The sequence below is a fragment of the Vibrio aerogenes genome (assembly GCF_024346755.1).
Classification (GTDB): Bacteria; Pseudomonadota; Gammaproteobacteria; order Enterobacterales; family Vibrionaceae; genus Vibrio; species Vibrio aerogenes.
The window spans coordinates 366,463-379,372 of record NZ_AP024861.1; the positions used below are offsets into that span (position 1 = coordinate 366,463).

A 12,910-nucleotide genomic window follows, 5' to 3' on the forward strand; every position below is an offset into this window, starting at 1 on the left:
TGGAAGATGGCTAAAGAACAACAACAAGCTAGTGATTTGCAAGAAAAGCTGATCGCTGTTAACCGTGTATCAAAGACGGTTAAAGGTGGTCGAATCATGAGCTTCACTGCACTAACAGTCGTTGGTGACGGTAATGGTCGAGTAGGTTTTGGTTACGGTAAAGCCCGTGAAGTTCCTGCTGCGATTCAAAAAGCAATGGAAAAAGCGCGTCGCAATATGACGACTATCGCGCTGAACGAAGGCACTCTTTTCCACCCGGTTAAAGGTCGCCATTCGGGCTCTAAAGTTTATATGCAGCCAGCGGCTGAAGGTACGGGTGTTATCGCAGGTGGTGCGATGCGTGCGGTACTGGAAGTTGCAGGTGTTCACAACGTTCTGTCTAAAGCATATGGTTCTACAAACCCAATCAATATCGTTCGTGCAACGATTGATGCATTAGGTAGCATGAAGTCACCAGAAATGGTTGCAGCTAAACGTGGTCTGACTGTTGAATCTATTTCGGAGTAAGAACACCATGGCAACTATTAAAGTAACACAAACTAAAAGCTCAATTGGTCGCCTGCCAAAGCACAAAGCGTGTCTTAAAGGTTTGGGCCTTCGTAAAATCAACCACACTGTTGAACTTGAAGATACACCGTGTATTCGCGGTATGATCAACAAGGTCAACTACATGGTTAAAGTTGAGGAGTAATCAGAATGCGTTTGAATACTCTATCACCGGCTGCGGGTTCAAAACCTTCTAAGAAGCGTTTGGGACGTGGTATCGGTTCTGGCCTTGGTAAAACTGGTGGTCGTGGCCACAAAGGTCAAAAATCACGTTCAGGCGGTAAAGTTCGTGCTGGTTTTGAAGGCGGTCAAATGCCATTGAAACAGCGCTTACCAAAATTTGGCTTTACCTCACGGAAAAGTTTGGTATCTGCTGAAGTTCGCTTAAGTGAATTAGCTAAAGTAAATAGCGATGTTGTAGACTTAAACAGTCTTAAAGCTTCTAATGTAATTACTAAGAAAATTGAATATGTAAAAATTGTTCTTTCTGGTGAGATTGCTAAAGCTGTTACTGTTAAGGGTCTACGAGTAACTAAAGGCGCTAAAGCTGCTATCGAAGCTGCAGGCGGTAAAGTCGAGGAATAATCTCGAGACGAGGTACAGATGGCTAAGAAACCAGGACAAGATTTTCGTAGTGCTCAGAGCGGCTTGAGCGAATTAAAGTCGCGCTTATTGTTCGTATTAGGTGCGCTTTTAGTGTTCCGAGCAGGCTCTTTTGTGCCGATCCCTGGTATTGACGCAGCTGTACTTGCCGAATTGTTCGAACAGCAAAAAGGCACTATTGTAGAAATGTTTAACATGTTCTCCGGTGGTGCTCTTTCGCGTGCATCTATATTAGCATTGGGCATTATGCCGTATATTTCGGCATCAATTGTTGTCCAGTTGCTAACTGTAGTTCATCCGGCGTTAGCTGAACTCAAGAAAGAGGGTGAGGCTGGGCGTCGTAAGATTAGCCAATATACGCGCTATGGCACGCTTGTACTTGCTACATTCCAGGCTCTGGGGATTGCGACAGGCCTCCCGAATATGGTCTCTAATCTGGTCGTTATTGATCAAACCATATTCACGTTTATCGCAACGGTCAGTTTAGTAACCGGCACCATGTTCTTGATGTGGTTAGGTGAACAAATTACAGAGCGAGGAATTGGTAATGGTATTTCATTACTGATTTTTGCCGGGATTGTAGCAGGATTGCCTAAAGCAATCGGACAAACAATAGAGCAAGCGCGTCAAGGTGAACTACATGTACTTCTTTTGTTGCTGATTGCGGTAATTGCTTTTGCTGTTATATATTTTGTGGTCTTCATGGAGCGTGGTCAACGGCGTATCGTTGTTAACTATGCAAAGCGTCAACAAGGCCGTAAAGTATTTGCAGGACAAAGTACGCATTTGCCATTGAAAATTAACATGGCAGGTGTAATTCCCGCAATTTTTGCATCAAGTATTATCTTATTTCCGGGCACTCTAGCACAATGGTTTGGGAATAGTGGTGATGGTTCGGCATTTAGCTGGTTAACCAAAGTTTCTTTGGCATTAAGCCCAGGACAGCCGCTTTACGTTATACTTTATGCTGCAGCAATAATATTCTTCTGCTTCTTCTATACGGCATTAGTGTTTAATCCGCGGGAGACAGCAGATAATCTGAAGAAGTCAGGTGCGTTCGTACCCGGAATCCGCCCTGGTGAACAGACAGCGAAGTATATAGATAAGGTGATGACACGTCTAACCCTCGCAGGTGCGTTGTATATTACCTTCATCTGTCTGATTCCACAGTTCATGATGATCGCATGGAATGTTCGTTTCTATTTCGGCGGTACATCCCTACTGATTGTAGTGGTTGTTATCATGGACTTTATGGCACAGGTACAGACTCATATGATGTCAAGTCAATATGATTCTGTGTTGAAGAAAGCAAATCTGAAAGGCTATGGCCGTTAATTCAGATTTCATTTACGGAGTTTAGCAATGAAAGTTCGTGCTTCCGTTAAAAAAATCTGCCGTAACTGTAAAATTATTAAGCGCAACGGTGTTGTTCGTGTAATTTGCAGTGAGCCTAAGCATAAACAGCGTCAAGGCTAAGTAAGCAGAAATTTTTACTTGAAAAAACAAGGTTGGTCGAGTATATTCCTCGGCCTACCTTTTGCGTGCAAAAGAAGTAATATTCCGCAACGTATCCTCAGCGGGCTTTGTTGCGGATAGTTTCTTATCAGAGTACTAGGAGTGAATAGTGGCCCGTATAGCAGGCATTAACATTCCTGATCACAAACACGCCGTAATTGCTTTAACAGCAATTTATGGTATCGGTAAAACTCGCTCAAAAGCTATTTTAGCTGATGTCGGGATCGCTGAAAGTGTTAAGATCAGTGAACTAAATGAACAACAGATTGATCAACTGCGTGAAGGTGTAGCTAAGTACACTGTAGAGGGTGATCTTCGTCGTGAAGTTTCCATGAATATCAAGCGTCTGATGGACCTTGGTTGTTATCGTGGTCTTCGTCATCGTCGCAGTCTACCACTACGTGGACAGCGTACTAAAACCAATGCTCGCACCCGTAAGGGTCCGCGTAAGCCGATCAAGAAATAATCGGGAAGGGTAAAGTACAATGGCTAAACAACCAACTCGCGCTCGTAAGCGCGTACGCAAGCAAGTTGCAGATGGCGTAGCGCACATCCATGCATCTTTTAATAACACAATCGTAACCATTACTGACCGTCAAGGTAATGCATTGGCTTGGGCTACTGCAGGTGGTTCTGGTTTCCGTGGTTCTCGTAAATCAACACCGTTTGCTGCACAGGTTGCTGCAGAACGCTGTGCTGAGATGGCTAAAGAATATGGCCTGAAGAATCTGGAAGTTATGGTTAAGGGTCCTGGTCCAGGTCGTGAATCAACTGTTCGCGCTCTGAATGCTGCTGGTTTCCGTATCACAAACATTGTTGATGCGACTCCAATCCCTCATAACGGTTGTCGTCCACCTAAGAAACGTCGTGTGTAACGTTTCGTTTCTAGGAAAACTGGAGAAAGATCATGGCAAGATATTTGGGTCCTAAGCTGAAGCTTAGTCGTCGCGAAGGCACAGACTTGTTCCTTAAGTCTGGTATTCGTGCGGTTGATACCAAGTGTAAAATAGATAACGCACCAGGTGTACACGGCGCTCGTCGCGGTCGTCTATCTGATTATGGCGTTCAGCTTCGTGAGAAGCAAAAAGTCCGTCGTATGTACGGCGTTCTTGAGAAACAATTCCGTAACTACTATAAAGAAGCTGCCCGTCTTAAGGGTAATACTGGTGAAAACTTGCTTCAGCTTCTTGAAGGTCGTTTAGATAATGTTGTATATCGTATGGGATTTGGTGCAACTCGTGCTGAAGCCCGTCAGCTGGTTAGCCATAAAGCTATTTTGGTTAACGGCAAGGTAGTCAACATTCCTTCTTTCAATGTTACGGCAGACGACGTTGTTTCTATTCGTGAGAAAGCGAAAAAGCAATCTCGCATTAAAGCAGCTTTAGAAGTTGCAGAACAACGCGAAAAACCAACTTGGATTGAAGTAGATGCAGGTAAGATGGAAGGTACGTTCAAGCGTCTGCCAGAACGTTCAGATCTATCAGCTGACATCAACGAACAATTGATCGTCGAGCTTTACTCTAAGTAAGGTTTAAACTAAAGAGAGGACACAATGCAGGGTTCTGTAACAGAATTTCTTAAGCCACGTCTTGTTGATATTGAACAAATTAGCTCGACACACGCAAAAGTAACTCTTGAGCCATTAGAGCGTGGTTTTGGCCATACTCTTGGTAATGCACTTCGCCGTATTCTTCTATCTTCTATGCCAGGTTGTGCTGTGACAGAAGTAGAGATTGAAGGCGTACTACACGAGTACAGCACGAAAGAAGGTGTTCAGGAGGATATTCTTGAGATTCTTCTCAATCTTAAAGGGTTGGCTGTTCGCGTTGCCGAAGGCAAAGATGAAGTGTTTATTACATTACATAAATCAGGCTCGGGCCCTGTTGTTGCAGGTGACATTACCCATGATGGTGATGTTGAGATCGTAAACCCGGAACACGTGATTTGTCATCTTACTGATGATAATGCCGAAATCGCAATGCGTATTAAGGTTGAGCGTGGTCGGGGTTATGTTCCGGCTTCTGCCCGTATTCATACTGAAGAAGATGAGCGTCCTATTGGTCGTTTGCTTGTAGACGCAACATATAGCCCGGTAGATAAGATTGCCTACGCTGTTGAAGCGGCTCGTGTAGAGCAGCGTACTGATTTAGACAAACTTGTCATTGATATGGAGACAAATGGCACTATTGAACCTGAGGAAGCCATCCGACGCGCAGCAACAGTTCTTGCTGAGCAATTGGATGCATTCGTAGATCTTCGTGATGTACGTGTTCCTGAGGAGAAAGAAGAGAAGCCAGAATTCGATCCGATCCTATTGCGTCCTGTAGACGATCTTGAACTAACAGTTCGCTCTGCTAACTGTTTGAAAGCAGAAGCGATTCACTACATCGGTGATCTTGTACAACGTACTGAAGTTGAGCTATTGAAAACTCCAAACTTGGGTAAAAAATCTCTGACAGAGATTAAAGATGTATTGGCTTCACGTGGTCTTTCTCTGGGTATGCGCCTGGAAAACTGGCCGCCAGCATCTATTGCTGAAGATTAATCGATATTAGTTAGAAGGATTAGGTCATGCGCCATCGTAAGAGTGATCGTCAACTCAACCGCAACAGCAGTCATCGCAAAGCGATGTTTAGCAACATGGCTAGCTCTTTAGTTCGTCATGAAGTCATTAAAACGACTTTACCAAAAGCTAAAGAGCTACGTCGCGTAGTTGAGCCTTTGATTACATTAGCTAAGACTGACAGTGTTGCTAACCGTCGTCTGGCATTTGCACGTACTCGTGATAACGAAGTAGTTGCAAAATTATTTAACGAACTAGGTCCTCGTTTTGCGAGCCGTCAAGGCGGATATACTCGCATTTTGAAATGTGGTTTTCGTGCAGGTGATAAAGCGCCAATGGCATACATTGAGCTTGTAGATCGCCCAGAAGCTGCTGAATAAGGTAGTTCTTAAAATTATGATAGAAACCGGGCACTTGCCCGGTTTTTTATTATCTGTCTCTCAAAACTATTTTTGATGGAAGTCGTCATTTTGGAAGAGTGCTTTGGTGCTCAGATATCAAGCGACTTTCTATGATTGAATACGTTCAAAGCAGGTTGATATAAAAATACCCGAGATACGAAGCATCCCGGGTATTTCAGACGACAACAAAATTTAAAAAATTAAAGAATGTCGAGTAACTCAACTTCAAATACAAGTGCTGAGAATGGTGGGATTGCAGCACCTGCGCCACGCTCACCATAAGCCAGTTCATGAGGAATATATAGCTTCCACTTTGAACCAACTTTCATTAATTGCAAAGCTTCAACCCAACCTTTGATGACACCGGTCACTGGAAACTCAGCTGGCTGTCCACGTGTCACTGAGCTATCGAAAACAGTTCCATCGATAAGTTGACCATGATAATGCACACGAACTGATTTATCTGAAGTAGGAATTTCACCTTCTCCATCAGATAATACTTCATACTGAAGACCCGAGTCTAAAACAGTTATTTCAGGACGAAGTGCGTTGTCTTTCAAAAATGATTCACCTTCTGCACTTGCAGCTTTGGCTGCTGCTTCTTGAGCTTCCTGAGCTTGATTATGAATTTCCTGAAGTGCATTGTTAATTTCATCAATTTCGATTGCTGGTTGAGAACCAGTTAATGCTGTTGCAATACCTGCTGCAATTGCATCAACGCTCAGCCCTTGAAGACCGCTGCCAGCAAGTTGCTGACCCATTTGCAGGCCTATACCATAACTTGCTTTTTCAGCTACTGTTTCAAACTTAATGTCAGACATGACTTTGTCTCTCTTCGTCGTTAAAACGCAACAGGATACCAGTTATTCAGGCTTTAGGAAATCATAAGCCTGACCAAGTTATTTATTGCATAGAGATCTCGTAATAACTGAGATTTAAATCCGCTTTTATCATAATACTGTTAGTCTTCAAGATATTTTTCTATTCCTCTGTACTCAAAAGTCAGGAATTTTTATACTGGTAAACAAATTGCTGTCGTATATGTATCTGATGAAAGACTTCTTACGTATTATGGTCTGGCTATAATAAACAAGCATAAGAGTCAGTTTGAATTGTGGCTGGGCTAGTGGGAGAGCGAAGAGCGATGAAGCGTCGTCATAGAAAAGAAACAAATGGTTCCGGACGTTTATCTTTGAGAGCAAAAATTTTGGCTGCAGAAAAACTAAGGATTGTTCATTTACTCCATTCATTGTGGACAAACCTGCCTCAGTCTCACCGGCGGCTCCTTTCTTTTCTGATTCCTGCTTTTGTTCTGTTAATCATTATCCCCTGGCCTCGGTCTGACTCTCCTGAACTTCAGAATGCAGGTGTGGGACGCCAGCGTGTTGAACTTGAGCTCGATAATCCTGAAATCTTGAGTGATCATCAGTCTTCTTCATTCGAATCAGTTTCTGACCCGAATAAACATACCAATACAGCCTGGATTGCTTACAAAATTCAGGAAGGTGATACGCTTTCGAATTTTTTCAGGAAAAACCGTCTGCCTTTGGCTGATTTAAACGCCTTACTCAAGATAGAGGGGTCTGAAAAGCCATTAAGTGATATCAAGCCGGGACAGTTGATTCGGTATAAACTCACTAAAAAAGGACAACTGGACATATTACAACTGGAAAGAAAAGAACAGTCTGTGATGTTTTTCCGTTTGTCCGATGGTGGATTTGGTCGTAGTAAGTAAAGAGCAAGCCTGATTGTGAAGCCGTGTATAAAATAATACACGGCTTTTTGTTTATTATTGGTTGAGTTGCAATTGATATATTGCAAAGCCACTTTCATCAGTTGTTAAGTATTTCGTTGGATAGAAGCCATATTTTTTAATAAAGTCAGAAGCTTTTTCTCCAGGTGCTGTTTCGAAACGTATATCTAATCGTTGTGGTGATTGAATGGGTAAAAAGCGCCAATTATTGTCAGCTTTAGGATGTACCTCGTGGTATTTACGGCTCATCGTCGTAATGTAATTCGCCAGAATTGTCCGGTTTTCATCCGGAGAATCAAATGCAATATGAGATGCTCCTGTTCCCGGGAACTTATTCCCGTAACCCCGGTAATTATTTGTCGCAATAATAAACGGCTGACTGTCTTTGACTGGGTGATCTTGGTAGGACAGCCCGGTAATTCTGGCTGCGTCAGGATGAATGACTTTGCAATCACCATCATATTTTGCTGGCTGGGTGACGTCGATTTTATACTTTACGCCATCAATAACGTCAAAGTTATATGTTCTGAATCCTTCCCAGTTAATCAGGTATTGTGGGGCTGAGCTTGCGGGGTTAATTTGATTGAACTGACCAGCTGAACATTCAAGCCATTCTTTCAGCTCTTTTCCTGTGACTTTCAAAGCAACTAATGTGTTTGGGTAAAGATATAAATCAGCGGCATTACGAAAAGTTAGTTGTCCTGATTCAACCTCAGTATAATTCGATGGGTCATTCTTTCTTCCGCCGGCTTTGAATGGTGCCGCTGCTGATAATACCGGGATACCATCTAAATCTGGGTCACCCTGAATAAATTGTTGAACATAGGCTTTTTGTGCCATATTGACTATCTGGACTGTCGGGTCATCCTGAACAAGGGCCAGATAGCTGTACATTACATCCGAAGAGCGGCCAATAGGCTGGTTGACAAATGTGCGTGTGGCATTGTGCGCTTTGGCAACGGCGTGAGATATCTGTGGATCTGATGCTGCCAGAGAGCGGTGGCGTTTTTTATCATATACAGGCCGTGCTTCAGAATGACTATCCGTGACTTTCCACTGATCGCCGTGATTTTCTAACACTAAATCAATGACTCCCACATGGCTGCCCCATCTTCCTGGCATGACGGAAGCAATACCATTTATCGTGCCTTTTTTATTGTCTATATTGGGGAGGTTATCAAAACCTTTGCCGGGGAACACTGCATGAGCATGGCCAAATGTAATGGCGTCAATCCCCTTAACTTCTGATAAATAGTAGACAGAATTTTCAGCATTCAAATGATAAGGAACTGTCGAGAGACCGGAATGAGGTATGGCAACAATAATTTGTGCACCTGATTTTTTCATCTCCGGTATGATTTTTTCTGCGGTTTTTTTAATATCTGCTGTGGTGACTTTCCCGCTCAGGTTCTTTTTGTCCCAAGCCATGATCTGAGGTGGTGCAAAGCCAATATAGCCGATTTTTATTGTGTGAGGTTGCCCTTGTGTATCTGTCAATGTATATGACTTAATGACATAGGGTTTAAAATAATGTTTCCCTGACTGAGCATCATAAATATTAGCGTTCACATATGGAAAGTTAGCATCGTTGATGGACTCACGAAGGAAAGGCAGACCATAGTTAAACTCGTGGTTTCCTATATTGCCCACATCGTAATTCAGCAGGTTCATTGCCTGATAGACCGGATGTATTTCCATGGGTTTGATGCCATGAGCAGCCATGTAATCACCCATCGGGCTTCCCTGGATCAAATCTCCATTATCTACCAGTACACTATTTTTCACTTCATGACGAGCTTGCTTTATAAGAGAAGCCGCCCGGGTCAGACCAATTTTTTCTGACGTTTTATCCTTGTAATAATCATAATCCATGATATTCGCATGAATATCGGTTGTTTCGATAATACGAAGATGTAATGTTTCGGCAACTGACCCGCCAGAAAATGCAATTAATCCAGCATATACTACTACTTTTGTTGTTGTTTTCAGTGATATCATATTTATCGTCTTATCCGGTGAACAATTGTTTGCATACAAAAATACATCGGTATTGTAAGACTGATGTGATTGATTGAACAGCGATCCGACAATCTTTCCGCTTAGTGAGTAAGCCTTGGTTGAATTCTTTATCACCTTTTTGAATAAAAAATGAAATTTTAGAATTTCATGTAATATATAGTGATCGTCATAATGGATGCATTGATTGTATGTGAGGTGTGAGATATGGCAAACCACAAGGTAGTGACTCGCCTTCCGGTCCAAAATCAGCATTTGTCATCATTACAGACTACAAATATGAAAGATGCCATTCCGCATTTGACAAAAAGTCGCCTGAAAACTGGTGAAGTTGCCTTGGTCGGAGCCGGGCCGGGAGATCCTGAGCTTTTGACGGTCAAAGCCCTGAACTTCATTCAGCAAGCAGATGTGTTACTCTACGATTATCTGGTTTCTGATGAAATTCAGGCACTGTTTCCTGCTGATGCCATACTGGTGTGTGTCGGGAAAAGAGCCGGTCATCATAGTGTCCCTCAAGAGAAAACAAATAAGCTTTTAGTTGATTTTGCACAACAGGGATATCGTGTCGTCCGGATAAAGGGAGGCGATCCTTTCATGTTTGGCAGAGGTGGAGAAGAACTTGAAGCCCTGTTTGAAGCGAACGTGAAATTCCAGGTTATTCCCGGTATTACAGCCGCTGCCGGAGCGACTGCGTATGCAGGTATTCCGCTTACTCATCGCGATTATGCACAATCAGCAGTTTTTGTTACCGGACATGTCAAGGCTGAAAATGATGAGATGGACTGGCAGATGCTGGCCAGAACCAATCAAACTTTAGTTATCTATATGGGATTGATGAAATCCGGATATATCCAGCAGCAGCTTATTGAGTATGGTCGTGCTGCCTGTACGCCCGTTGCAATTATTGAACGGGGAACTCAGGCTGCGCAAAAAATATTTAAGGGTACGCTTGACGATTTGTCAGAACTCGCCGTCGAGGCGCAATCTCCGGCCTTAATCGTGATCGGCGATGTCGTGAAGCTTTCGGACCAGTTACATTGGTTTGGAGAGAAAAATTTTGTATCACACGCCGGTGTGCATAAAGAGCAATACGCATAATGAAATTCAATTGCACCAAATTAAACTCTCTTTGTGAGTCATAAGGAAGCAGAGATGGATCAACAACGCTTAACTCATTTAAAACAATTAGAAGCTGAAAGTATTCATATTATTCGTGAAGTTGCAGCTGAATTCGGAAATCCGGTGATGATGTATTCTATTGGAAAAGATTCATCGGTGATGCTTCATCTGGCTCGTAAAGCTTTTTATCCGGGCAAAATCCCGTTTCCGCTACTACACGTCGATACAAACTGGAAATTTCGTGAAATGATCGAATTTCGCGATCGTACCGCTGAAAAATATGGCTTTGACCTAATCGTTCATAAGAACCCTGAAGGTTTAGCTATGGACATTAATCCGTTTGTACATGGTTCTTCAAAACATACGGATATTATGAAAACTCAGGGCCTGAAACAGGCACTCAACAAATATGGCTTTGACGCTGCATTTGGGGGGGCCCGCAGGGATGAAGAAAAGTCTCGTGCGAAGGAGAGGGTTTATTCATTCCGGGATAAAAATCACACATGGGATCCAAAAAATCAGCGCCCTGAATTATGGCATACCTATAATGGCCAGATTAATAAGGGTGAAAGCATCCGGGTTTTTCCACTTTCGAACTGGACTGAGTTAGATATATGGCAGTATATCTATCTGGAAGGGATTGACATTGTGCCACTTTATTTCGCACAAGAACGGCCGGTCGTTGAAAGAGATGGTATGTTAATTATGGTTGATGATGATCGGATGGAGCTGCGTCCTGATGAAGTCGCAGAGCATAAGTCGGTTCGTTTCCGCACGTTGGGTTGTTACCCGCTAACAGGTGCGATTGAATCTACCGCAAGTACATTGCCTGAAATTATCGAAGAAATGCTTGTGGCGACGTCCAGTGAGCGGCAGGGCCGGGCGATTGACCATGATCAGTCAGGTTCTATGGAGATGAAAAAGCGTCAGGGTTATTTCTAAGGATCGAAGGATAGTTTTATGAACAATGCAGTGAAGACACAGCTCGCGGAGTTAGGTATTGAAGGATACCTCAATCAACATCAAAACAAATCATTGCTTCGGTTCCTGACATGTGGGTCCGTTGATGATGGTAAAAGTACGCTGATTGGGCGGTTGCTTCATGATTCGAAGCAAATTTATGAAGACCAGCTTGCGGCTGTTCATTCCGATAGCCAGCGTGTCGGTACGACGGGCGATCGGCCGGACCTTGCGTTACTGGTTGATGGTCTGCAGGCGGAGCGGGAGCAGGGCATTACCATTGATGTTGCTTATCGGTATTTCTCTACGCAAAAACGTAAGTTTATTATCGCTGACACGCCGGGGCATGAGCAATATACCCGAAATATGGCAACTGGTGCATCCACCTGTGATGTGGCAGTGATATTGATTGATGCCCGTAAAGGGGTATTGGATCAAACCCGTCGCCATTCATTTATTTCCAATTTGCTTGGCCTGAAGCATTTCATTGTGGCGGTTAACAAAATGGATTTGGTTGACTATGACCAGGCTCGTTTTGAAGAAATTAAACATGAATATCAGCAATTTTCCCAGCGTTTGCATGGTGAGCTAAATTTCAGCATTATCCCGATTTCTGCTCTGGAAGGTGATAACGTTGTTGAAAAAAGTCAATCAATGGATTGGTACGATGGCCCAACATTACTTGATTTACTGGAACAGGTAGATGTGTTCAGCGATGACGGAAACCAACAGTTCCGTTTCCCTGTTCAGTATGTGAACCGGCCAAATCTCGATTTTCGCGGTTTCGCAGGCACGGTTGCATCCGGCACGGTTCAGGTTGGTGATGCAATTCAGGTGTTACCATCAGGAAAAACGTCGGTGGTTGATCGCATTGTCACATTTGATGGTGACTTGCAGTCTGCATCGGCCGGGCAGGCAGTGACGCTAACTCTGAAAGACGAAATTGATATCAGCCGTGGTGATTTAATCGCACTGGAGCAAGATGATGTTCAAAGTACCAATCATCTTTTAGCTGATGTCGTCTGGATGACAGAGACACCACTGTCAACAAATCGTGAATACGATATAAAAATTGCCGGAAAGAAAACGATAGGCCGGGTAAAACAGATCAGACATCAATATAATATTAATAGCCTTGACACTTTTGAAACCGAATCATTACCGCTGAATGGTATTGGTTTATGTGAATGGACTTTTAATGAATCTGTCGCTTTAGATAATTATCTGAATTGTGCTGATACCGGCGGTTTCATTATTATTGATCGTTTGACCAATGTAACTGTTGGCGCGGGTATGGTCAGAGATGGATTAACTCAGTTGACGACTGAAACCGGTCATTATTCTGAATTTGAGCTTGAGCTGAATGCTTTAATCCGTAAACACTTCCCACACTGGGAAGCGAAGGACTTAAGCCAGATATTGAAGTAAGCCTTT

At 43.2% G+C, this 12,910-nt stretch carries 16 protein-coding genes; 14 read left to right on the forward strand and 2 right to left on the reverse strand.

What is annotated here, in order from left to right; translation table 11 throughout:
- Nucleotides 1-6: 6 nt before the first annotated feature.
- The 10 genes from rpsE to rplQ all read left to right on the forward strand — a co-directional run bounded on the left by rpsE (nt 7) and on the right by rplQ (nt 5,607).
- Nucleotides 7-507, forward strand: a complete 501-nt coding sequence (gene rpsE, locus OCV29_RS01695) for a 30S ribosomal protein S5 (protein WP_073579735.1) — start codon at nt 7-9, stop codon at nt 505-507.
- A 7-nt stretch (nt 508-514) separates the two neighbouring features.
- Complete coding sequence (gene rpmD, locus OCV29_RS01700) at nt 515-691, forward strand: 50S ribosomal protein L30 (RefSeq protein ID WP_073602976.1); 177 nt, start codon at nt 515-517, stop codon at nt 689-691.
- A 5-nt stretch (nt 692-696) separates the two neighbouring features.
- Nucleotides 697-1,131 carry a 50S ribosomal protein L15 gene (rplO, locus tag OCV29_RS01705; RefSeq protein WP_073602975.1) on the forward strand — a complete coding sequence of 145 codons (435 nt, stop codon included), beginning with the start codon at nt 697-699 and terminating at the stop codon, nt 1,129-1,131.
- Between the two features lie 18 nt (nt 1,132-1,149).
- Nucleotides 1,150-2,484, forward strand: a complete 1,335-nt coding sequence (secY, locus tag OCV29_RS01710; protein WP_073602974.1) for a preprotein translocase subunit SecY — start codon at nt 1,150-1,152, stop codon at nt 2,482-2,484.
- A 27-nt stretch (nt 2,485-2,511) separates the two neighbouring features.
- Nucleotides 2,512-2,625 carry a 50S ribosomal protein L36 gene (gene rpmJ, locus OCV29_RS01715; protein WP_039969906.1) on the forward strand — a complete coding sequence of 38 codons (114 nt, stop codon included), beginning with the start codon at nt 2,512-2,514 and terminating at the stop codon, nt 2,623-2,625.
- Between the two features lie 148 nt (nt 2,626-2,773).
- On the forward strand, nt 2,774-3,130 hold the full coding sequence (rpsM, locus tag OCV29_RS01720) for a 30S ribosomal protein S13 (RefSeq protein ID WP_073602973.1): 357 nt from the start codon (nt 2,774-2,776) through the stop codon (nt 3,128-3,130).
- A gap of 19 nt (nt 3,131-3,149) precedes the next feature.
- Nucleotides 3,150-3,539 carry a 30S ribosomal protein S11 gene (gene rpsK, locus OCV29_RS01725; RefSeq protein WP_001118870.1) on the forward strand — a complete coding sequence of 130 codons (390 nt, stop codon included), beginning with the start codon at nt 3,150-3,152 and terminating at the stop codon, nt 3,537-3,539.
- A gap of 32 nt (nt 3,540-3,571) precedes the next feature.
- Nucleotides 3,572-4,192, forward strand: coding sequence for a 30S ribosomal protein S4 (gene rpsD, locus OCV29_RS01730; protein WP_073602972.1), 621 nt, complete (start codon nt 3,572-3,574; stop codon nt 4,190-4,192).
- Between the two features lie 24 nt (nt 4,193-4,216).
- Nucleotides 4,217-5,209: a DNA-directed RNA polymerase subunit alpha gene (locus tag OCV29_RS01735; RefSeq protein ID WP_073602971.1), complete on the forward strand. Its 993-nt coding sequence runs from the start codon at nt 4,217-4,219 to the stop codon at nt 5,207-5,209.
- Nucleotides 5,210-5,235: 26 nt separating this feature from the next.
- Nucleotides 5,236-5,607: a 50S ribosomal protein L17 gene (gene rplQ, locus OCV29_RS01740; protein WP_073602970.1), complete on the forward strand. Its 372-nt coding sequence runs from the start codon at nt 5,236-5,238 to the stop codon at nt 5,605-5,607.
- 221 nt (nt 5,608-5,828) lie between these two features.
- On the opposite strand, the gene OCV29_RS01745 is transcribed toward rplQ, so the two are convergent.
- Nucleotides 5,829-6,449, reverse strand: a complete 621-nt coding sequence (locus OCV29_RS01745; RefSeq protein ID WP_073602969.1) for an FKBP-type peptidyl-prolyl cis-trans isomerase — start codon at nt 6,447-6,449, stop codon at nt 5,829-5,831.
- 323 nt (nt 6,450-6,772) lie between these two features.
- Between OCV29_RS01745 and OCV29_RS01750 the strand changes: the two genes are divergently transcribed.
- A complete protein-coding gene (locus tag OCV29_RS01750; RefSeq protein ID WP_261887353.1) occupies nt 6,773-7,363 on the forward strand; it encodes a LysM-like peptidoglycan-binding domain-containing protein in 591 nt (196 codons plus the stop codon).
- Nucleotides 7,364-7,417: 54 nt separating this feature from the next.
- On the opposite strand, the gene OCV29_RS01755 is transcribed toward OCV29_RS01750, so the two are convergent.
- Nucleotides 7,418-9,370, reverse strand: coding sequence for a bifunctional 2',3'-cyclic-nucleotide 2'-phosphodiesterase/3'-nucleotidase (locus OCV29_RS01755; protein WP_370737177.1), 1,953 nt, complete (start codon nt 9,368-9,370; stop codon nt 7,418-7,420).
- Between the two features lie 234 nt (nt 9,371-9,604).
- Here OCV29_RS01755 and cobA point away from each other — a divergent pair, with 234 nt between their 5' ends.
- The 3 genes from cobA to cysN are packed head-to-tail and all read left to right on the forward strand — an operon-like array spanning nt 9,605 to nt 12,904.
- Nucleotides 9,605-10,495, forward strand: coding sequence for a uroporphyrinogen-III C-methyltransferase (gene cobA / locus OCV29_RS01760; RefSeq protein WP_073602966.1), 891 nt, complete (start codon nt 9,605-9,607; stop codon nt 10,493-10,495).
- Between the two features lie 54 nt (nt 10,496-10,549).
- The gene (cysD, locus tag OCV29_RS01765; protein WP_073602965.1) at nt 10,550-11,458 is read left to right on the forward strand and encodes a sulfate adenylyltransferase subunit CysD; all 909 of its coding nucleotides are present in this window, start codon (nt 10,550-10,552) and stop codon (nt 11,456-11,458) included.
- 18 nt (nt 11,459-11,476) lie between these two features.
- A complete protein-coding gene (gene cysN, locus OCV29_RS01770; RefSeq protein WP_073602964.1) occupies nt 11,477-12,904 on the forward strand; it encodes a sulfate adenylyltransferase subunit CysN in 1,428 nt (475 codons plus the stop codon).
- Nucleotides 12,905-12,910 lie beyond the last annotated feature (6 nt).

Bases quoted from the DNA above. Each gene is read 5' to 3' on its own strand.
- rplQ (WP_073602970.1), top strand. From the start codon at position 5,236: ATGCGCCATCGTAAGAGTGATCGTCAACTCAACCGCAACAGCAGTCAT.
- rpmD (WP_073602976.1), top strand. From the start codon at position 515: ATGGCAACTATTAAAGTAACACAAACTAAAAGCTCAATTGGTCGCCTG.
- rplO (WP_073602975.1), top strand. From the start codon at position 697: ATGCGTTTGAATACTCTATCACCGGCTGCGGGTTCAAAACCTTCTAAG.
- rpsK (WP_001118870.1), top strand. From the start codon at position 3,150: ATGGCTAAACAACCAACTCGCGCTCGTAAGCGCGTACGCAAGCAAGTT.
- rpsD (WP_073602972.1), top strand. From the start codon at position 3,572: ATGGCAAGATATTTGGGTCCTAAGCTGAAGCTTAGTCGTCGCGAAGGC.
- secY (WP_073602974.1), top strand. From the start codon at position 1,150: ATGGCTAAGAAACCAGGACAAGATTTTCGTAGTGCTCAGAGCGGCTTG.
- cysN (WP_073602964.1), top strand. From the start codon at position 11,477: ATGAACAATGCAGTGAAGACACAGCTCGCGGAGTTAGGTATTGAAGGA.
- cobA (WP_073602966.1), top strand. From the start codon at position 9,605: ATGGCAAACCACAAGGTAGTGACTCGCCTTCCGGTCCAAAATCAGCAT.
- OCV29_RS01735 (WP_073602971.1), top strand. From the start codon at position 4,217: ATGCAGGGTTCTGTAACAGAATTTCTTAAGCCACGTCTTGTTGATATT.
- OCV29_RS01750 (WP_261887353.1), top strand. From the start codon at position 6,773: ATGAAGCGTCGTCATAGAAAAGAAACAAATGGTTCCGGACGTTTATCT.
- cysD (WP_073602965.1), top strand. From the start codon at position 10,550: ATGGATCAACAACGCTTAACTCATTTAAAACAATTAGAAGCTGAAAGT.
- rpsE (WP_073579735.1), top strand. From the start codon at position 7: ATGGCTAAAGAACAACAACAAGCTAGTGATTTGCAAGAAAAGCTGATC.
- rpmJ (WP_039969906.1), top strand. From the start codon at position 2,512: ATGAAAGTTCGTGCTTCCGTTAAAAAAATCTGCCGTAACTGTAAAATT.
- OCV29_RS01745 (WP_073602969.1), bottom strand. From the start codon at position 6,449: ATGTCTGACATTAAGTTTGAAACAGTAGCTGAAAAAGCAAGTTATGGT.